The following is a 19948-nucleotide window of genomic DNA, read 5'->3' as shown; positions in this document are numbered from 1 at the left end:
GTACAGGTCGAGGTTCAGAACATGACAGGTCCTTCCAGCCCCGTGCTGCTTCCCGATTCGGTCGCCGCGGCGGCCGTGGCCGAGACGCGTCAGTACTTCCAGACCCAGGGCGACAACCTTCGGCTGCCCGAGCTGGAAAAGTTCATCAAACAGAAGGTTATCGAATATGGAGCCGACCCCGTCACGGCGGCGTCGTCCGCGCGCACGGTCAATGTGCTGGCCACCCAGAATCCGGCGAACGCGCAGGGAGCTGCCGAGCATGTGGTCGGCGCGACCATCGCCGATCCGGCACTGGGCAGCGCCAAAATCCGCGACAACGTGCTCAAGGACGTCGAACAACGCGGCGGTGTGGAAAAACTGAGTCCAACCGAGCAGAAGGCGATAGCGTACGAGCATGCGAGCCAGGGCCTGAAGGACGCCGGTGTGGCCGACACGCGGTCGTACCAGGATGTTCAGACCAGAATTCACCAGTACATCGACCAGGGTGTCAGTCCGGATCTGGCGGCCAGCGCGGCTGCGGCGCCGGCGCTGGCTCGGGGCATGCCGCAGGCCGACTCGTTTTCGATCTTTGGCTACCTGACCATGCTGGTGCACGGCCAGGTCGAATACACATTCAAGAATACCGAGACCCTGAAGGTGGCCAACAGCGCCATACATGGTCATCTGGGCAATACCACTTACCAGATGGTGGGTCATAACTTCCTGGTGCAGTGCGGCACGATTCAGACTTCGTCCACCGGCGAGAACGTGCGCGCGCACTCGGGCGCGGCAATCGGCGATTACAAATCGCAGTACAAGGCGCTCATGGGGGCCTCGGTGGGCCTGTATCTGGGCGCGGCGAAATATGGCGGACGCTGGCTGATCCTGGCGGGCATGTTGCGCGCCTATACGGGAATCCGCGTCTACCTGGCGGGTACGGATTCCGACGTCGTCAAAAACAATATTTCCATCGAAGAAGGGCGCGACCACCGGGTGACGCTGCTTTCCCTGACCAGCGCTGGCATCGTCCGCGCATCCTCGAATTCCAAGAAGATCAAATGACGCTGCCATTCAACATCCTTCCGGATTCGGACGCCGCGCGCGCCGTGCAGGAAGTCTCCCTGCTCGACCTGACCCGCGACAACATTGCGCAGCAGATTGCGCCGGTCCTGAAGCGATACGGAGTCGATGAGGTCACCGGAGCGGCCGTGGCAGAAACCGCCAATCAGCTCGCGGCGAATAACTCCGCGGTAGACCTGCAGTCATTGGCAGAAGGCCTGGTGGGCACCGCGGTGGGAGATCCGCGTGTGGCGGGCGAACAGGCTCGGCTGGCCGTTGAAAGGCGCAAGGGGCTGAGCCAGCCGGAGTTGCGACAATATGCCGTGGAAGCCGCCGGCGAGCAGGCCGCCAGGGCCGGCGCCGACAGTGCTTTCGCCCAGCAACGGGCCCAGGAAGCGCTGACGCAGGGCGCATCGCCGGCGATGGCCGCCCAGGCCGGCGCGGCGGCAGCGGCTACCCAGGCCGCCGCCAATAATCCCAGCCCCAGTGGGTTGGAAATCTTCGGATATCTCAAGGCGCTGGTGCAGGGCATCGTGGTGGAAACCAATCTCAGCGATGAGTACAAGACGGTCACCAACGACACCCTGTGGGACATCGGCGATGCCCTGGTCCAGGCCACCAGTCAGACATTGACTATCAATTGCACGAACTATCACGCGCATGCCGACCACGACATCAGCCGGCGCACTTTTGCGATCAACGCCTATCTGGGCGGCTACCGCATGACGTCCCCGAACCCCTGGACGATCACCGGCTTCGGCGTGCATGGTTCGATCGGCACGGGCAGCTTCTACGGACGCATCCTTTCCAATGGCTGGAACAAGTACACGTACGCGGCGGGAGACGTCTACGCGTCGCTCATCACCACCGGCGAAAGCAAGCGCACCCGTAAAGTCATAAAACGTCTCATGAAACGGACACTCATCGATATCCGCTCGCATGCCAAGACGATCTTCATGGGCGGCGGCGGAGGGGGAGGGGGTGGAGCCAGTGGTGGCGGAGCCAGTGGTGGCGGAGCCGGCGGCGGTGCTGGCGGCGGTGGTGCTGGCGGCGGTGGTGGTGGCGGCTCGGCATGAAAATCATCAAACCGATGCGATTGATGGTCATGCCCCGACCCTATCGCTGGCGTAATGGCAAATATCTGGCGGTGACCGTCGCGGCCTTGGTCAAGCACGAGGGCGAGCACATTTCGATTCAACCCGAACACACTCTGGTGCACGATATCCTGCCAGAGCTCGATGCGGACGAGATGCTGGACTTCGTGATGCCCAAGCCCAATGCCGAGTACCTGGTCAGCGGCATGGCGTATACGGCGCACCAGGACGACAAGACGCAGTGCATGGTCAGCGTGAAGGTGGCCGACAAGCGCAAAGATGCCGTGATCTTTGGCGAGCGCTACTGGATCGACAATCGCATTTCGGCGCCCCAGGCCTTCGAGGCTATTCCACTGACCTGGAGCAACTCATACGGCGGCCCGGGTCACCCGGCAAACCCCTTGGGCACCGGATTGGAGGCCCAAGCGGTCAACGGTACCCGGGCCATCCGCCTGCCGAATATGGAATCTCCGGTCGATCGCATCCGAACGCGCGGGCAGATGGCCGAGCCGTGGAACTTCGGTCAGGTGCGCATCGATTGGCCGCTGCGCCAGAGCAAAATGGGCTCGTTCGACGAAGAATGGGTCCGGAAAGTGGGGGCGGGCTTTTTTGACGACATGGATCCTTCGCTGTTCAACGCCGCTTCGGAAGACCAGGTGTGGAAGGATCGCGACTGCCTGCCGCCGCAGGCGCCATTCGAAATCTGGAACATGCATCCCGAGCTGCATTGCTGGTCCGGGCGGCTGCCTGCCCTGCGCGCCCGGTGCTTTATCAGGCGCCGTGGCTCGGCAGATGCGCTGGACGAAGTGCCGCTGCGGCCGACCACTGTGTGGTTCGTGCCGCACCGGTGCAACTACGTGCTGCTTTTCCACGGGCATATTCCCATCTACGAAGACGACGCTTACGACGTGAGCGCCATCATGGCCGCAATCGAGCGCGACGGTCACGAGCGGCCGCTGGGCCACTACGCTCAGGTCTTCCAGCAGCGGTCCGACGTGAAGACGGCGGCGTTGCATGCTCTGCGCGACGAAGAGCTGATGCCGGCCGACATTCTGGCGCCATGGTTCGAGAACGTGACGCTCGATCAGCATGCCATGCTGTCGAAGCTGGCCGACCAGATAGCCCGGCACAGCGAGGCCTACCCCGCGGGCGAGTTTGTCGGCCCCGTCAAGCCACTCACATTGAGCGATCTGCCCGCCATTGCGGAACAGAACCAGCGCATGCACGACGAGCTCAACCGCGAGCAACGCGAAGCGCTGCGAAACACGCTCGATGAATCCAGGCAGGCTACCGCGGGCGCGCCTGCCAGCGAGGATGCCAAGTTGGTGAACCGGCTGGCGGCAGGCCTGGACTTAGATATGGACGATGGCGCGAGAAAAATCCCCGTCAGTGGCCCGCCAGATGTCAGCCCCATGTTGCAGAGCGTGAAGCCGCTGGCGAGCCGTCGGCTTGCGCGTCGCATTTTCGAGGAGTCCGGCGGCTCGGACGCCGCGCGCGACATGTACGAGTTCAGCAAGCGCTCGGTGCGCAAGATGTACCTGTATTCGGTCCACTACCAAGAGGGCGTGGCCCGGGTCGGACCTCATCGCGCCGTTCAGCTGCGCGAGCGCGTGCTCTTGAAATACCGGTTGAACAAGTCTCTGCGCAATATGGACCTGACCGGCGCGGATCTGTCGGGCATGGACCTCTCGGGCGCCGATTTTTCTGAAAGCTGGCTCGAGAAGGTCGACTTTTCGAACACCAATCTCTCCGGCGCCATTTTCAACGAAACGGTACTGGCGCGCGGGCAGTTCTCGGATACCAACCTTGCCGGTGCCACGCTGCAACAGTCCAACATCAGCGACGCTCAGTTCGAACGCACGTCGTTCCAGGGGGCTCGCCTGGACAATCTGATCTGCGAAACCAAAGTCGTCTTTGAACACTGCAATTTCAATGGCAGTGTCTGCAAAGGGTTCTCGACCGACGAAACCGAATTCAGGCAGTGTTCGTTACAGGACGCTAAATTGACGGACCTGTCGCTCACGGCGGCACGTTTCGTTGACTGCCAGTTCGATCGCGCGAAGCTGGACAAAGTGAGTTTCGACGGTTCTCTCATCGAGAACACGAGCATGACCGGTGTCTCGATCCTCAATTCGGCCTGCTTGAACACCGTCTTTCGCAATGTACGGATCGAAGAATCCGCGCTGGCGAAAACCGTGTTCACCGAAGATGTCGTATTTCAGAATTGCAGGCTCGAGCGCAATCAGCTGCGGCAATGCCTGTTCCGGGAAGTGCGCTTTGACGGTGTCAGCTTCGAGGGCTCGCTATTCGAGCAGTGCGATTTCTCGCTGGCACGGCTGCAGAAATGCAACCTGCGCGGCATTGCGACGCCGCAGTCGATTTTCACTCGCGCCAGCTTCGACATGGCAGACCTGTCGCACAGCAATCTCATGCAGGGCAACTTCGCCAAGGCAAGTTTCGTGGGAGCCAACCTGAGCCGTTGCAATCTTTTCCGGGCCGACATGTCGGAAACCCTGGTTGATGCGTCCACCCTGAGCGCTGACGCCTATGTGCGACGCACACGCCTGGCCCCGTACCGCGACGGCGTGCCGGGCAAGGAGCAGCGGCCATGAGCAAAGAGTTGGTGCTCAGCAAGGCACACACCCTTGAGACCCTGCAGGATCTCAGCCTCGCTGGCGAGGAATTCACAGGCGACACGCTGAGCGGGCTGGTGTTTGTGCGCGTCAATTTCAATTCGGTTCGGCTGACGGACTGCAAGATGCAAGAGTGCTTCTTCGTGGAATGTTCATTCAAGAACCTTCAAGCCACGGGCACCGATTTCACGAATTCCCAGTTCACGTCATGCGACCTCGCCGAAGCTGTATTGCAGGGTTGCCGGTTCGAGAAAGCCAGTTTCAACGAATGCGCATTACGTCACGCGCGCCTGGCCGATTGCACATTTGAAGACCTGGGCCTCATCGATTCCGACGCACGCAATGCGGTGTTTCGCGGGCAGAACCTGACAGGCGCGAATATCGTGGGCAGCCAGCTGGCGGGCGCCGACTTTACAGCGGCCGATCTGTCGAAGTCCATTTTTCACGAGCTGGATCTGCGCGAGCTCATGCTGCGCGATGCCAAGCTGAAAGATGTTTCTTTCTCGAGCTGTGACCTGTCGGGCCAGGACTTCTCGGGGCAGGATCTCTCGGGCGCTCAGTTCAATGAAGCGCGGCTCGTAGACGTTGATTTTTCCGATTGCCGGCTGGTGATGTGCAACTACAGCGATGCGACGCTGGCGCGGGTGAATTTCCTCGATGCTGATGTGCGCAACAGCTTGTTCGTGAATGCCTCGGTGGAATCGTCGGTGTTCAGTGCGGCTGTGATCAGCCAATCGTTGTGGAACGGGGCGCTGGTACAACAGTCGAACTTCGGAGGCGCGACGATGGACATGTGCGTTTTCCAAAGAGCGACATTCGAAAAATGCCATTTCGCGGGCAGTGATATGCAGTACTCGGATTTTTCATACGCGCGTCTGAGCCAGTGCAACCTGGACGACGTTACCTTGAACCAGACCAGATTTCATCGGGCGCTGACCGATTCCGATTCCATCAAGACGCGCGTGGGCGCGATCGAGAAGGACGAGGAACTGTTCGATGCCGAAATCTGGAGCGCCTCAACCTAGGAGAAACATCATGCCATTCTGGGGATGCATGGGAACCGGCCGCAGCATCGGCCTGGGCCCTTACGTGACGGGTGTGTCGAAGAACGACATGCTCAGCTGCATGAAGCTGCCTACCACCAATATCTTCATCCAGAACAAGCCCGCGCATAACCTGTTTTCGGTCGCCCCGCTCACCATAGACCTGCCGTCAGGCATTCTGGGGCTTGCCACCGGCACGCTGTTCATGCTGGGAGCCACGATTGCGCTGTTCTCTTTCACAGTCATCGCCTGCGGCGGCTTTGTGATTCGCTGGCTCTGCCTGGCGCTCCAGAACTTCTGGAACACCCTGGGCATGTACCTGAAGATGGATCAGAAAAAAGTCCTGGTTCTGGCCGCCTGACGCCGCTGAGTTCTGCTGATGGCTTACTACAGGTGGTCAACCTTGCTTGGCGTACTGTTCATGGCCCTGTCTGCCACGGGCTTGGCGCTATACCTGTTGCTGCTGATCTTCGCAAACGCGTTCTTCGGCAACGACGCCATGTTCTACACCATAGGCGGACTGTTCTTCGTGGGCTATGTACTGTTCAAGGTGCGTGGCGGCGTCATGGACGGGCTGGCGCTGCAAGTCAGGCGGTATGGCTTGGAGACCACCGCGACCGTCCTGGCTTCCGAGCAGGTGGGCTCAGAAGAAGTCTCCGATAGCCAGATCGGCGATTGGTACGAACTCAAGCTGCGCGTCGACGCCAGCCCGCATGGCGAGCCTCCTTTCATGGCCTATGTAGACCAGCTTTTCCGGCCCGAGGCGGCCGATGCGCTGGTTCCAGGCAGCGTGCTTCCGGTTCGATATGCCTCCGATACCGGGCTGACCGTCGTCACCAGCTCTCACGCCTACGGGCGGCTGGGCAGCGGCTCGTTCCGGCTGTTTGGGCGCCTGCGCAGGCCTGTCCCGACCTAGCGGCCCGCCCGTGCCACGGCAGCGCGGCCGGCTCGCGCGGCGCCGGCCCCGCGCTAGGGCCTGCGCTGGTAATACACCAGCGCATAAACCGCGATGTTGCCTATCACCAGCGCGGCCGCCAGGGCGATCTGCATGGGGCGGGTGAGGCCGTCGGGGTAGATGAAGCTCCAGACGTAGTGTTCGATAAAACCCCCTGAATAGCCTTCCTGGCCCGCCAGGCGGCGAAACCTGTTTTCCAGCGGGGTCAGCGGGCAGATCCATCCCACACTCATCACGGCGGCGCCCCAGGCCAGCGCGGCGAGGTGCACGGGCATCCACCAGGTTTTCCACAGCACCAGGAGGCCCCCGAGGGCCGCGAACAGGATGAACAGGGCATGCCCCAGCAAAACGAGGTCAGCCAATATGCGGTAGATCACGTTCAGGCCTGCCCATGGAGGTTGGCGCGGCGCTGTCGCGGCTAGCGCCGGCCTCGGGCGCGCGCGTCGTCGGCGGTGCGGCGTTTGCGCAGGAACATCGCCAGCAGCCAGGCGCCCAGCAATACGGACGCAGCCGTGCCCACGATCAGGCCGATATGCTGGTTCTGCTGCATGGCTCCTACGCCGCGGGCCGCCAGGTAGCCGGGCGCCAACATCAGAGGCAGCCAGGCGATGGCAGACAATACATTGGCGATCTGGAATCGCACCGGATGCATGCCCATGATGCCCGCCACGGTCGGGATCGTGGAGCGGATCGGCCCCAGGAAGCGCCCGATCAGGACCGAAGCGAAGCCGTAGCGATGGAAGAACAGGCGTGCGCGTGCCACGGCAGTGCGTTGCGTGGAGAATGGCCAGCGACGCAGCATGCCGGTGCCCATCCAGCGGCCGAGCAGATACGACAGGGCATCGCCCACGATGGCGCCCGCGATGCCCCAGATCAGAATGCTCCAGGGTGAAAGCGTGCCGGTACCGATCAGGCCGCCGGTCAGGAGCAACAGGGCTGTCGCCGGGATGAACAGGCCCACAATAATGAGCGATTCACCCAGGGTCAGCAGGAAAGTGATGGGGCCCGCCCATTCCTGGTTGGTCTGAATGAATTGGCCGATGCTATCTAGATAAGCGTCCATGCTCGATGGTTGGTAGGCAGACGCTGGGCATGTTAACGCACGCACCGCCGTTCAGGGCGGCTGTAGCGATGCGAGAGATGCGGGTATGTAACGGAAATCTGCGCCCGTCGCGTACTCGCGGGCCCCGCAGCCCGGGCAAGCGGCCCGGGCGCTGCGGCGTTACGCCTGGCCGGCGTCGATCAATGCTTGCGCAGCATCGTGTCGCGCGCCTGCTCGGCCCGGGACGCCCCGATGGCCGTCTCCACCTTCTTGACCTCTTCGGGGGGCGGCAGCACGGCGGGCAGGCCCAGAGCCTCGATCCACAGCTCGCGCGTCCACCCTTTGGTGTGGTACAGGTGATGATGCTCGTCCTGTTCGACGGCCTCGTAGGCCTGTTTCAGCACCTTGACCTGGTTGCCGCCGGTCTTCTCGGCCAACATGCCTATCAGTTCCCAGTTGAGGTGGTCTTTGGTCTCGGCCAGCACTACGCATTCGGCGGCCACCAGCTGCGCGGCTGCCGGGTCGCCTTGTGACTTGGCCAGTTCGATGGCCTGAACCAGGGATTGCCCATGGTGGGCGACGATTTCCCTCGAGGGCAACTGGGCTTCGGGGTCCAGTCCCAGCTGTTCAAAGACCGTGAGCAATACCTGGCGGTGCGTGGTGGTCTCTTCCAGATACCCTTCCCATTCTTCCTTCAGGTCTTCATTCAGGGCACAGCTGATTGCGGCTTCATAAACCTGGATGCCCCCCATTTCGGTTTCCAGAGCCTGGTAGAGCAGGTCGGTGATTTGGTCGGGGTTGCCTGTTTGCGCTTTGGCCATTTGTTTCTCCAGAGGTTGGGGTCGCCCTGCGAAAATCGGGCAGCGGCCACGTTAAGCAAGCGGCATGCCTGAGCGTCGGCCGAGCCGCTGCGGCAGGGCGGCAAGAAACTCGCGAGGCGGCGTTTCCTTCGATTCCGCACGGGAGAGCCAGGGCTTCAGTGGCGCCCGCCGGAGCCGGAAAACTGGTGATCTGTTCTGGAATGGGGGCCCGGAACACGGCTATCCAGGGACAGCGCGTGCAAGCGCGACATCGGACTTCTGTGGAAGTCAGTGGCCTGGCGTTTTTTGTCGGGCCCGTTCCCGCAAGCGCCGCGGCGCCAGGCTGTTCCCCGCGCGGGGGCACATGGGCGGGTTGTCGGTGTGTTTATCGATCACCCGGCACCGGCATTGAAAAACCCGCGGTACCGGGTTCGTCCGCGGGCCTTGGTTCATCGAGCCGCCTGAAGAGGCAGCCTGGTCTGGTGCACCCACCCGGAATCGAACCGGGACGCCTTGCGGCGAGGGATTTTAAGTCCCTTGCGTCTACCAATTTCGCCATGGGTGCGGAGTGTGTCCCGCGGGGCGGGCGAACAAGTCGGGCATTGTACAGGACCTGTTCTCGCGCACCCCTGCTGCTCCAAAGGCCGGCGATCGGCCCTGATGCGGACTCAGGCTAGAAATTTCATTATGACTTGAATGACCGTGGCGTTGATCAGGTCCACAAAGAATGCGCCGCACAAAGGAACAATCAGGAACGCCTTGTGCGACGGCCCGTACATATTGGTGATGGCCTGCATGTTTGCAACGGCAGTGGGGGTGGCTCCCATGCCGAAGCCGCAATGCCCTGCGGCCAGGACAGCCGCATCGTAGTTCTTCCCCATGGCGCGAAACGTCACGAAGGCTGCATAGAGCGCCATGGTCAGCGTCTGGGCACCCAATATCACGACCAGCGGGCCAGCCAGGTCCGTCAACTGCCACAGTTGCAGGGACAGCAGCGCCATGGCCAGGTAAAGGGACAACGAAGCATTGCCGAAAACGTCGATCGCACGATCGAAGATCTCCACCTTGAAGAGCGCCTCGAGCACGTTTCGCAGAATGACTCCGCCAGCCAGTGCCCAGACAAAGGTCGGGAGTTCAAACCACGTGCCTTTGCTGAAGCCCGTCATGAGCTCCGAAAACGCCAGGCATGCCGCAAACATTCCCAAGGTCGAAATTGCGTTGTCGGCGGTAATCAGCCGGACGCGATGCGGATGTTCGAACTGAATGAATTCGTCCGGGTCCGTTGCCGGGGTGGCGTCGCGCTCTGCAATTTGCTGGCTGCTGCGCGCAACGGCAAGGTGGTGACGATTGATCAGCACCTTGGCCAGCGGCCCGCCGATAATGCCGCCTATGATCAGGCCGAATGTGGCACTGGCCATGCCAAGCGCGAGCGCGCCCGGGATGCCGTGCTCGACTTCCAGTATGGTGCCCCATGCGCCGGCCGTCCCGTGGCCGCCCGTCAGCGCGATGGAGCCGGCAATCAGACCGATCAAGGGCTCGACTCCCATCAACGTGGCCAGGCCTATGCCTACGGCATCCTGGATCACGATGAAGGTGCCCACCACGATCAGAAACAGCACCAGGCCGAAGCCTCCTTCGCGAAGCTTGGCGAAGTTCGCGCTCAGGCCTATCGAAATAAAAAAGATCAGCATGAAGCTGTTCTGCAACTCGCCGCTGGTGGAAAGGCTGACACCCCAGACCTGATAGGCCAGCATGGACAGCAGCGCTGCAAGCAGGCCACCCGCCACGGGCTCGGGGATGTTGTATCGCTTCAGGAATGCGATCTTGTTGACCAGGAACCGGCCGAACAAGAGCACGATCACCGCTGCAATCAGCGTGTAGAAAGCGTTGAATGCGATTTCCATTTCGGTCCTTGCGCGTCATTTGGGCGGCGTGCCTGCAACACCACAAAAAACCCGCAGCGTTGGGGCGGTGCGGGTCTTGGAGCAAGCAGGGCGGGCGAGGGCAGTGGCGGAAGCGGTGGGATTCGAACCCACGAAGGGCGCAAACCCTTGCCGGTTTTCAAGACCGGTGCCTTCAACCGCTCGGCCACGCTTCCGTCTTGCGTCAGCGGTATGGTACCGCGACAGAGAAGTCCGGGCCGTGGACGATGACGCCGCAAGCCCGGTTTGGATCTTCCGTAAAGGGCGCCATAATAATCTATTTGAGCCAGGAGGCGAGTCATGCGAGCTGTAGAAATATCCCAACCCGGCGGCCCCGAGGTACTGGTGCCCGCAAATCGTCCCATGCCCGAGCCGGGTCCGGGTGAGGTGCTGATCAAGGTCGCGGCCGCCGGCATCAACCGGCCCGATGTCTTTCAGCGCAAGGGGAACTACGCTCCGCCTCCGGGCGCGTCCGACCTGCCGGGCCTGGAAGTCGCCGGCGAAATCGTCGGCGGCGACGTCGCGGCGGCGGGCTACGCTGTGGGCGACAAGGTATGCGCGCTGGTGGCGGGCGGCGGCTATGCCGAATACTGTGTGGCGCCGGCGGTGCAGTGCCTGCCCATTCCGCGCGGCCTGACCGAAATCGAGGCGGCTGGCCTGCCTGAAACCTATTTCACGGTATGGAGCAACGTGTTCGACCGCGGGGCGCTGCAGAAGGGTGAGTCCCTGCTGGTCCACGGCGGCGCAAGCGGCATCGGAACCACGGCCATCCAGCTCGCACGCGCAATGGGCAATACCGTGTATGCCACCGTGGGTAGCGACGAGCGAGCCCGCGCGGTCGAAACACTGGGCGCCGCCCGCGGCATCAACTACAAGACGCAGGACTTCGTGCAGGAAGTGCGCGACGCCACGGGCGGTGCGGGCGTCAATGTCATTCTCGACATGGTCGCGGGCGAATACATCAATCGCAACATGAAGTGCCTGGCCGACGACGGCCGCATCGTGATCATTGCGTTGCTGGGCGGCGCGCGCGCCGAGATTGATTGCAACCAGATCCTGCGCCGCCGCCTGACCATCACCGGTTCCACACTGCGGCCGCGGCCGGTCGCCTTCAAGGGGGCCATTGCCCAGGCCCTGCGGCAGCATGCCTGGCCGTTGCTGGAAGAGGGCAGCATCAAGCCGATCGTGCACGCCACCTTTCCGTTGGAACAGGCCGCCGCCGCCCATGCCATGATGGAAGCCGGCGAAAACATCGGCAAGATCATCCTGACGGTGTAACAGCAGCGGCCAAGGTGCAGCGGGATCCGGGGCAAACAGGATACAATCTTTGGTTTGACCCGGATTTCGTCTGGGCCTACCCCCATACACTGTTGCGCCATGACCTCTGTTGAAGACCGCGCCCGTCTCGTGCTGGGCAACTGGAAGATGCACGGCAGCCTGGCTGAAAACGCCGCGCTGCTTGACGCCCTGCGTAAGGCCGATCCGGCGTCGCACTGCGAAATCGGTATCTGCGTGCCATTTCCGTACCTGGCACAGGCCGCCGATGCCCTGACTGGCAGCGCCATCACGTGGGGCGCCCAGGACGTCAGCGCGCACGTCAAGGGCGCCTACACCGGCGAAGTCTCGGGCGCCATGTTGCAGGAATTCGGCTGCCGCTGGACTCTCGTGGGGCATTCCGAGCGCCGCAGCCTGCATGGCGAGTCCGACCAGACGGTGGCCGACAAGGCCCGCGCCGCACTCGATGCCGGCCTTACCCCGGTGGTATGCGTGGGCGAATCGCTCGCCGACCGCGAAGGCGGCAACACCTTGGGCGTCATCGAACGCCAGCTCGAGCCTGTTCTGGCCCTGGGCGCCGACGCCCTGTCGCGCATGGTGCTGGCCTACGAACCTGTCTGGGCCATTGGCACCGGGCGTACCGCCACCCCCGAGCAGGCCCAGGAAGTCCACGGCGCCATTCGTGTCGCCCTGCGTGGCCTGGGTGCCGGGCAGGTGCGAGTGCTGTACGGCGGCAGTGTCAAGGCGGCCAATGCTGCCACCCTGTTTGCCATGCCCGACATCGATGGCGCCCTCGTGGGCGGTGCATCGCTGGTGGCCGAAGAATTCTTGCGCATCGCCGCAGCCTAAGTTTCCCCGGAGTCTTCAATGTCTATGACCCTCACAATCTTGCTGGTCGTACAGGTGCTGTCCGCCCTGGCGATCATCGTCCTGGTCCTGCTGCAGCAGGGCAAGGGCGCCGACATGGGCTCGGCGTTCGGCAGCGGTTCTGCCGGCAGCCTGTTCGGCGCCACCGGGGCGGCCAACTTCCTGTCCCGCACCACCAAATGGGCGGCAGTGGTGTTCTTTGCCAGCACCCTTGGCTTGGCGTATCTCAGCCACAAGAGCACGCAGCCGTCCAGCACCATGGATTCAGGCGTGATGCAGGGCTTCCCGGCCGATCGTTCCATACCGCAGGTTCCTGGCGCGGGTAGCGATGGTGGTGCCTCGGTGCCCCAGACCGCGCCGGCCCAGCCTGATGCTTCCGTGCCCCAGGTGCCAGGCGCCGCATCGCAACCGCCCGCCGCGCCGGCCCAGCCGGCTGCTCCGGCCCCCTCCGCGGGCGAAACGCCCGCGGCCGCGCCCCAACCCGACTCGCCCAAGCCGGCCCAATAAGCGTCGAGCGCGATCCGAAAAAAACCCGCAAGGCCGGATGGCGTTGCGGTTTTTTTTTGCCGTTGTTGCAGGCAGGGCCGGCGCGGCGCGACGCGGGTCAGGCAGCGGCAGATACCTGCGCCAGCAGTTCGGGCAAGTCGCGCATGTCGTGAAAAACCTGCGCCACTCCGGCCTGCAGCAACGCCTGGGTGCCGTCATGCCCCGGGCCACCCGGGCTGTAACCGAACACGGTGGCGCCCGCGGCAACGCCGGCGGTAGCGCCGGTTACCGTGTCTTCCACCACGGCGCACCGCTCCGGGGCCACGCCCAGCGCTTTCGCCGCCTGCAAGTACACATCAGGCGCCGGTTTGTTGCGCGACAGCGCCTGGCCGCTGAAATAGCGGCCTTTGAAATAGTCGTACAGGCCGATCTTGCGCAGCTGTAGTTCGATCTTAGTGAAGTCGGCTCCCGACGCCACGGCGATACGCCCGTCCAGCGTTTCATGCAGCGATCGCACAGCATGCGCGGCGCCTTCGATCGCCTGAAGGTCGGCTTCCAGCGCCAGGTTGCGGCGGGTGCGGAAGGCGTCCAGCCATTCGGGCGTCAGCGCGAAACCGGTGCGCGCATGGATCAATGGCGCTTCGTCACTGACCGTCTTGCCCACGAAGGTGCGCAACGCTTCGTCCGGGGTGATCGGCCAGCCCAGCTCGCCCAGCATGGCTGCCAGGACGCGGGCAGTAATGGGTTCGGAATCGACCAGCACGCCGTCGCAATCGAAAAGAACGGCATCGAAACGTAAAGCACTCATGGATGTGTCGGGAAAAAATGACAGACCCGCCAGTGTACTGGGCCGCCGTTTGCGTTCAGGCAGGCAGCAGGCTGGAACCTGGCAACTATCGTGATAGAATATCGGACTTTGCTGGGGCGCTCGCTAAAACGGCGTCCTGACAAGACAGCGCGATAAGCGCTAGATGTACCCAGCCGACGTGGTGGAATTGGTAGACACGCTATCTTGAGGGGGTAGTGGCGAAAGCTGTGCGAGTTCGAGTCTCGCCGTCGGCACCAGGTTACCGGGGTTCGCCCCGCTGCATAGAGAGCCCGCATTTCTCCAACAAGAACGCGGGCTTTTTGTTGCCTGACGTTCTGGTTGACCCCAAACGTCCGATAGCGCCTGACTCGCGCTTCGAATATTTCCAACCCACTCGAAACACCCTTGAATCATCCGGAGTGTCGCGAGAGGATTTAATCGACGCGGCGGTCAGGAATGCAATACCCCAGCGCCGACCTGCACCCGCCCCGGAACTGCTTCTCGCCTTGGCTTAAGCCTGCTCGGCCAGCCAATCGACCAGCACGTCCACGGCATTCATGAAATCGTCGATGTCCATGGCTTCATGCGGGTTGTGGCTGCCGTTTGCATTGCGCACGAACAGCAGGCCGATGGGCACCCCCGCTTCATTGAACACGGCGGCATCATGCGATGCCGGGCTGGCCAGGGGCATTGAAGCAATGCCGCGTGCCTGCGCCAGCGCCGCCAGCCGACGCCGAATGGCGGAATCGGCCAGCGCCACCGGCGCCTGGGTGCGTCGACCCAAGTCGAACTTCACACCACACTGTTGTTCCAGGGTGGCGACGATCCGCAGCACGGTGTCGTGCAGTTGGGCCAGGTGGCCGGAATCGTAGGCCCGCACATCCAGGCTGAAATTCACGCGGCCGGAAACCTTGGTCATGGCTTCGTTGGCCGGGTCAGTATGAAACCGTCCGACGGTGAACGCCATCGGCTGGGCGCGGCTTTCCCAGTCCCGCCATACCGCGTCCAGCTCGGCGACGAAACGGGTGCCGGCCACCAGCGCGTCCTGGCGAAAGCGGCGCGGCAGGCCCACGTGCGCCGTCTCGCCCGAGATCGTGATGTCGGGATACCGGAAATTACCCGGTATGCCGGTGCCTATGCCCAGGCACGCGCCCGCCTCGACCAAGCTGGGGGCCTGTTCGATATGGACTTCCATGAAAGTCCTGATGTGTGCGGCATCAAGACGGGGCGGCCGGTCGAGCAGGGCGGCCGGGTCGCCGCCGTACTGCCTCATGTGGTGTGCCAGCGTTTGCTGCGTATCGACGCGGCGGCATTCCAGCGCCTCTGCCGTCAAGCGTCCCAGCGCGGCGCGGCTGCCGATGTAAGAAGTCTGGAACCACGCGCTCTCTTCGGCGCGCACGCCCATGACGGTAATGTCGCAAGGCGGTGTGATGCCGCGGGTACGCAAGATGAAGACCGCCGCCAGGCCTGCCACCACGCCGGCGGCGCCGTCGAAGTTGCCGCCTTGCTCCACCGAGTCCAGATGGGACCCGATCAAGATGCCAGGGGCGCCGGGATCGCGCCCCGGCAAGGTCATGTAGGTGTTCAGGGCGGCGTCGTGGCCGAGGCGCAGCCCCAGGCGCTGCGCCTCCCCGGCGAGGTAGTCGTGGGCATATTGCTCGCCTTCGCCGTACGATGCGCGCGTGACGCCAGCAACCGGATCGGCCGTGTGCGTCGCGAGCGCATCGAACCATCGAACCACGTGTTCGCGGGCGGCGGCCCGCGCGGGGTCAGTCAGGGGCTCCATGACTACTGCAGCTGCACGCCGGAGTCTTTAATGACCTTGCCCCATTTTTCGGTCTCTTTCTCGGCATAGTCGGCCATGGCCTGGGGCGGCCCGCCGATCACTTCGTCGGTTCCCAGTTTGATCAACTGCTCGCGCACGGACGGATCGTTCAGCAGTTCATTGAACATGGCCGTCAGTTTTTCGGCGATCTCAGGGGGCGTGCCCGGCGGAGCGACCAGGCCGCCCCAGGCGACCCCTTCGAACCCCGGAAGTTTGCTTTCCGCGACGGTCGGCAGGTCGGGAAACGATGGCGAGCGCTGCAGGCTGGTGACGGCGAGGGCCCTCAGTTTGCCCGAACGGATATGCGGGCTGATGCTGGTGGTGTTGTCGAACAGGGCGTCGACCACGCCTGCCATAACGTCGGTCGTGGCTTGCGGACTGCCTCGATAGGGCACGTGCAGCAGCTTGATGTCCGAGGTGCTGGCCAGCAGTTCGCCAGTCAGGTGGCCCGACGTGCCCTGGCCCGGCGAGGCAAAGGTCACTTTGCCCGGGTTCGCCTTGGCGTATGCGATGAATTCATCCAGGGTCTTGACAGGCAGCGACGGGTTGACCGCGAGCACGTTCGCAACCTTCATCACGTAGGCCACGGGCACAAGCGCCTGGGGGTCATAGGGAAGCTCTTTGAACGCGCTGCGGTTGATGGCCAGCGTGACGTTATTGGCATACCCGATGGTGTAGCCATCGGGCGCTGCGCGATACACCGCCGAGATGCCCGGAATGCCCGAGCCGCCGGGCCGGTTCTCGACGATGAAGCTCTGCTGGAAGCGCTCCTGCGCCTTTTGCGCCAGAAAGCGCATCAAGGTGTCGGGCGTGCCGCCCGGGGCAGACGGCACGATCATGGTGATCGCGCGCTCCGGAAACGCGGCGTGAGCCGAAAACGAAGCCAGGGCGAGAGTCGCGGTGGCGGCTGCCGCGAGCCGGAGTATGGGTGGAAAAAATGACGCCATCGTGCGTTCCCCTAGAAAATCTGTTGTTTGAGCCGTCAAATTTTGGCGTTCGATGGTTCTGAATCATTCGAATCGCTTTATGATGATACACAACACTCGTTGATATTCGCACCGTAAATATGACCACCTCGGGTATGCCCTGCATCCGGCGCCGCGTTGCGTTCGCCACGTTCAATACCGAATCCGTCAGCTTTCTGCCGGTTTACTGCACGGTCCAGGATTTCGAACATGTCGCCCTGCGGGGGGCGGACATCGTCGAGCGCTTGCGTGGCACCAATACCGTACCGGGCGGAGCGATCGAAGTCTTCGAATCCGCGGATATCGAGGTGCTGCCGCTGGTGCACACCCTGTTGGGGGCGCTGGGCCCGGTGACGGATGAAGCGGTCGAGTTCTATACCGACGAAATCTGCCAGGGGTTGCGCGCCCAGGCGGGTTCGCTGGACGGGGTCATGCTCTATCTGCATGGGGCATGCGCCGCAGATGCTTATCCGGACGTGGAGCGTTACATCATCGAGCGTGTGCGGCAGGTGATCGGGCCGGACATGCCCCTGGTTGTTGCGCTCGATTACCACGGCAATATCGACGGGGACACCTTGGCGCAAGCCGATGCTGCCTTTGCGTATCACAAGTCTCCGCACATCGACATGGGCGACACGGGGCGGCGCGCGGCCGGCTGCCTGGCGAAGATACTGGCGGGAGAAATCCGGCCGGAGATGGCCGTGATCAAGCCCGGCGTGCTGGTACCCAGCATTTTCAGCGCAACGAATCTCGAACCGCTTGCCAGCCTGATCGCTGCGGCGCGCCGCTACGAAGCCGAAAGCGACGTCTATGTCGATATCTCGATTCTGGCGGGCTTCTCTTATGCCGACGCGCACAACACCGGGTTTTCGGTGGTGTGCGTGCTGGACGGTCCGGCTGCCCGCGCGGCGGAAATAGCCCGACGCTTCGCCGGCGATATTCATCAGCAACGGCACACGCTGTACAGACCTTTGCAGGTCTACACCCTTGAACCTGCGCTGGATCGCGTGGTGCAAGGCTTGCCTACTGCGACCCGCCCTTATTTGCTGCTTGAACACGCGGACCGCATGAACGATTCCACCTATATATTGGCGGCCGTACTGGAACGGGGCCTGAAGAATGTCGCGGTGCCTTATTTGCTGGACCCCGCTGCCGCGCAGGCAGCCTTTCAGGCCGGGCCGGGCGCCGAGATCACTGTGCAATTGGGCGCGCTCAGCTCGGCCAAGGCTGGCCCCCGCCTGACCGTGCGTGCCCTCGTTGAGCGCGCCGGACCAATTTCTTACCGGGTGACAGGCAACTACCAGCGCGGTATGCCCGTAGACCTGGGCATGACGGCCCTGTTGCGTGTCGATGGGGTATCAATCAGCGTGGTCAGCCATTTCGCGTTTGCGGTGGATGGCGATCCGTTCTATCTGTTCGACCAGAAGCCGGAAGATTTCGATGTGATCGTGTTGCGTTCGAAAACGCATTTCCGCGATTTTTATGAGCCGCGCGTTCAAGAGATCATCATTGTCGATACGCCCGACTACGGCCCTGCGGATCTTACTTTGCTGGATTACCAGCGGCTGGACCGTCGCGGTGTCTATCCGTTTGACGACGTTGCCGGCCCGTTCGGTTGACGGGCGGCAGCGGGGCGGGCGCCTCGGCGCCCTTGCCCGGCGGCGCGTAGGCGCCCAGACTGTTCAACTGGCCCTCGGTGGCCTCGAGGGCTTCTACGGCTTCCTTGCCCTCCAGGGCCAGCAACTGTTGCGCCAGCGCTTCCGCCGCCAGAATGCCGGTGCTGATCGACGGGAAGAACGACGGGCTTTCTACCGAGAAAAGCACGGAGCAGTCTGCCCTCAGCGCCAGGGGCGACAATGAGCTGTCGGTCAGCGCCACTATCCTGCAGCCCGTGCTGGCCGCGGCCTCGGCGACCTGCAGGGCTTCCTGTGAATAAGGCGCGAAGCTGATCACCAGCAGCACATCATCCTGGGCCATGCCACGCAATTCCATTTCGAGCGTGCCTGCCTCGGCGCGCATCAGCTGCACGCGGGTGCGGAACAGGCGGCACAAATAATGGAATGCGAAGGCGATGGGAAAGCAGGCTCTGAACCCCGCCACGTGCACGATCTTGGCGCGGTGCAGAACCCGTGCCGCGGCAGCAATGTCTTTCGACGCATGCGTACGCAGCGACTCGAGATTCTGGTATTGCGTCTGAACGTTGTCGTCGAGAAGGCCCGGTGTGCTGGCGGTGGCCACCAGCTTGCGCGCGCGCGCGGCATAGGGAAGGTGCCCGTTGCGCAGTTCATCGACAAACAATGCACGCAGCGATTGCCAGCCGTCGAATCCCAGTCGTTGCGCCAGCCTGACGAGGGTGGCGGGCTGCACGCCGGTACGCACCGCGATGGCGCGCATCGACGTGATAGGCACTTCGTTGGGATTGTCGATCAGGTAGCGAAGCGCCTGCTGGTACTGGGGGCTGAACCCGCCGACATGGTCGCGGCAGAATTGATTGAACTCGGCCAGTGTCTTGAGGGCAGGTGCTTGCGGTGATGACATAGGCGTAATAGGGATGGTCTTGCGGCGCTGGCGATGGGCTCAGGGGCTGGCGGGTGCGGCACAGCGGAATACGGCATGACCCCGAAGGCTCTGGCACTTAGAGCCGTTGAGTTTATACCGGCCTGTGCGTTGCGCAGCTGGCCCGCACGCCGCAATGCGCGTCTATTCGGCGGAACTGGCGTATATCCGGGGTGGCGACTTCGCAGCTATAGTGCAGCCTCAATGAAGGGAGTCAGCATGTACAACGATTATTCGGCGATTGGAAATTTCTTGGGATCCGTCGTCGCCTTTTCATTTCTCTGGAGCTTTGCTGCCTGGATCGCGTGCGCCGGATTCGCCGCTTTCCTGGCATCGGAAAAAGGCCGTTGCGGATTTTGTTGGTTCGTCTGGGGGGCGCTGTTCGGGCCGCTCGCGCTGCTTGCCACGGTGGGGCTTCCCACGATTGCCCCGGCCCGGACAGGGGCTGCGGAACAGACGCTGCATGCTGGCGCCGCAGATGTAGCGGCAGGCCAATATGTGGCAGGGATAAAGAAGCCCGGTGCCGGCCTGGCGGCGGTGTTGATCTTGATCGTCGTCGCTGCCGCCTATTTCGTGGGCGCCTGATACGTCGGCCACGGTGGCCGGAATGGGGCGCGCATACCGTCGCGGCAGGGAAAA

At 62.9% G+C, this 19948-nt stretch carries 19 protein-coding genes and 3 tRNA genes; 12 read left to right on the top strand and 10 right to left on the bottom strand.

Features of this window, described 5'->3' with window-relative positions:
* Window positions 1–21: 21 nt before the first annotated feature.
* From ACV17W_RS07770 to ACV17W_RS07745, 6 genes are read left to right on the top strand one after another with little or no spacing between them, the layout of a single operon-like run.
* Window positions 22–1041 carry a hypothetical protein gene (locus tag ACV17W_RS07770; protein WP_462595848.1) on the top strand — a complete coding sequence of 340 codons (1020 nt, stop codon included), beginning with the start codon at window positions 22–24 and terminating at the stop codon, window positions 1039–1041.
* Window positions 1038–2114 carry a hypothetical protein gene (locus tag ACV17W_RS07765; protein WP_462595847.1) on the top strand — a complete coding sequence of 359 codons (1077 nt, stop codon included), beginning with the start codon at window positions 1038–1040 and terminating at the stop codon, window positions 2112–2114. Before ACV17W_RS07770 ends, ACV17W_RS07765 begins: the two co-directional genes overlap by 4 nt.
* On the top strand, window positions 2111–4744 hold the full coding sequence (locus ACV17W_RS07760) for a DUF2169 family type VI secretion system accessory protein (protein WP_462595846.1): 2634 nt from the start codon (window positions 2111–2113) through the stop codon (window positions 4742–4744). The genes ACV17W_RS07765 and ACV17W_RS07760 overlap by 4 nt, the downstream gene beginning before the upstream one ends.
* Window positions 4741–5790, top strand: coding sequence for a pentapeptide repeat-containing protein (locus tag ACV17W_RS07755; RefSeq protein WP_462595845.1), 1050 nt, complete (start codon window positions 4741–4743; stop codon window positions 5788–5790). Before ACV17W_RS07760 ends, ACV17W_RS07755 begins: the two co-directional genes overlap by 4 nt.
* A 10-nt stretch (window positions 5791–5800) precedes the next feature.
* On the top strand, window positions 5801–6169 hold the full coding sequence (locus ACV17W_RS07750; RefSeq protein ID WP_462595844.1) for a PAAR domain-containing protein: 369 nt from the start codon (window positions 5801–5803) through the stop codon (window positions 6167–6169).
* 18 nt (window positions 6170–6187) lie between these two features.
* A complete protein-coding gene (locus ACV17W_RS07745) occupies window positions 6188–6724 on the top strand; it encodes a hypothetical protein (protein ID WP_462595843.1) in 537 nt (178 codons plus the stop codon).
* Window positions 6725–6777: 53 nt separating this feature from the next.
* Here the strand turns inward: ACV17W_RS07745 and ACV17W_RS07740 are convergent, their stop codons facing one another.
* From ACV17W_RS07740 to ACV17W_RS07715, 6 genes are all read right to left on the bottom strand, one after another.
* Window positions 6778–7140 carry a DUF2784 domain-containing protein gene (locus ACV17W_RS07740; RefSeq protein WP_462595842.1) on the bottom strand — a complete coding sequence of 121 codons (363 nt, stop codon included), beginning with the start codon at window positions 7138–7140 and terminating at the stop codon, window positions 6778–6780.
* A gap of 41 nt (window positions 7141–7181) precedes the next feature.
* Window positions 7182–7826 carry a DedA family protein gene (locus ACV17W_RS07735; protein WP_462595841.1) on the bottom strand — a complete coding sequence of 215 codons (645 nt, stop codon included), beginning with the start codon at window positions 7824–7826 and terminating at the stop codon, window positions 7182–7184.
* 179 nt (window positions 7827–8005) lie between these two features.
* Complete coding sequence (locus ACV17W_RS07730; RefSeq protein WP_462595839.1) at window positions 8006–8626, bottom strand: ferritin-like domain-containing protein; 621 nt, start codon at window positions 8624–8626, stop codon at window positions 8006–8008.
* Between the two features lie 459 nt (window positions 8627–9085).
* Window positions 9086–9170: transfer RNA gene (locus ACV17W_RS07725), tRNA-Leu, on the bottom strand.
* Between the two features lie 103 nt (window positions 9171–9273).
* Window positions 9274–10509 (bottom strand): sodium/glutamate symporter, encoded by a 1236-nt coding sequence (gltS, locus tag ACV17W_RS07720; protein WP_462595838.1) that lies wholly within the window; start codon window positions 10507–10509, stop codon window positions 9274–9276.
* Between the two features lie 104 nt (window positions 10510–10613).
* Window positions 10614–10703, bottom strand: a tRNA-Ser gene (locus ACV17W_RS07715).
* 124 nt (window positions 10704–10827) lie between these two features.
* Here ACV17W_RS07715 and ACV17W_RS07710 point away from each other — a divergent pair.
* From ACV17W_RS07710 to secG, 3 genes are all read left to right on the top strand, one after another.
* Window positions 10828–11805 carry an NAD(P)H-quinone oxidoreductase gene (locus ACV17W_RS07710; protein WP_462595837.1) on the top strand — a complete coding sequence of 326 codons (978 nt, stop codon included), beginning with the start codon at window positions 10828–10830 and terminating at the stop codon, window positions 11803–11805.
* A 99-nt stretch (window positions 11806–11904) separates the two neighbouring features.
* Complete coding sequence (gene tpiA, locus ACV17W_RS07705; RefSeq protein WP_462595836.1) at window positions 11905–12651, top strand: triose-phosphate isomerase; 747 nt, start codon at window positions 11905–11907, stop codon at window positions 12649–12651.
* 18 nt (window positions 12652–12669) lie between these two features.
* Window positions 12670–13176: a preprotein translocase subunit SecG gene (secG, locus tag ACV17W_RS07700; protein WP_462595835.1), complete on the top strand. Its 507-nt coding sequence runs from the start codon at window positions 12670–12672 to the stop codon at window positions 13174–13176.
* A gap of 97 nt (window positions 13177–13273) precedes the next feature.
* Here the strand turns inward: secG and ACV17W_RS07695 are convergent, their stop codons facing one another.
* Window positions 13274–13963, bottom strand: a complete 690-nt coding sequence (locus tag ACV17W_RS07695; RefSeq protein ID WP_462595834.1) for an HAD family hydrolase — start codon at window positions 13961–13963, stop codon at window positions 13274–13276.
* A gap of 172 nt (window positions 13964–14135) precedes the next feature.
* On the opposite strand from ACV17W_RS07695, the gene ACV17W_RS07690 reads away from it, so the two are divergent.
* A tRNA-Leu gene (locus ACV17W_RS07690) sits at window positions 14136–14220 on the top strand.
* A 254-nt stretch (window positions 14221–14474) separates the two neighbouring features.
* On the opposite strand, the gene ACV17W_RS07685 is transcribed toward ACV17W_RS07690, so the two are convergent.
* On the bottom strand, window positions 14475–15749 hold the full coding sequence (locus ACV17W_RS07685; protein WP_462595833.1) for a hydantoinase/carbamoylase family amidase: 1275 nt from the start codon (window positions 15747–15749) through the stop codon (window positions 14475–14477).
* Between the two features lie 2 nt (window positions 15750–15751).
* Window positions 15752–16735: a Bug family tripartite tricarboxylate transporter substrate binding protein gene (locus ACV17W_RS07680; protein WP_462595832.1), complete on the bottom strand. Its 984-nt coding sequence runs from the start codon at window positions 16733–16735 to the stop codon at window positions 15752–15754.
* Window positions 16736–16854: 119 nt separating this feature from the next.
* Between ACV17W_RS07680 and ACV17W_RS07675 the strand changes: the two genes are divergently transcribed.
* A complete protein-coding gene (locus tag ACV17W_RS07675; protein WP_462595831.1) occupies window positions 16855–18372 on the top strand; it encodes a M81 family metallopeptidase in 1518 nt (505 codons plus the stop codon).
* Here ACV17W_RS07675 and ACV17W_RS07670 read toward each other — a convergent pair.
* Window positions 18296–19291, bottom strand: a complete 996-nt coding sequence (locus tag ACV17W_RS07670) for a MurR/RpiR family transcriptional regulator (RefSeq protein WP_462595830.1) — start codon at window positions 19289–19291, stop codon at window positions 18296–18298. The genes ACV17W_RS07675 and ACV17W_RS07670 overlap by 77 nt on opposite strands.
* A 237-nt stretch (window positions 19292–19528) precedes the next feature.
* Between ACV17W_RS07670 and ACV17W_RS07665 the strand changes: the two genes are divergently transcribed.
* A complete protein-coding gene (locus ACV17W_RS07665) occupies window positions 19529–19894 on the top strand; it encodes a hypothetical protein (RefSeq protein ID WP_462595829.1) in 366 nt (121 codons plus the stop codon).
* The last annotated feature ends 54 nt before the right edge of the window (window positions 19895–19948 follow it).

The organism is Bordetella sp. MIP270_01_BMS (assembly GCF_054958705.1).
Note: the sequence above shows the minus strand (reverse complement) of the source record. Positions and strands in the feature narration are given on the sequence as shown.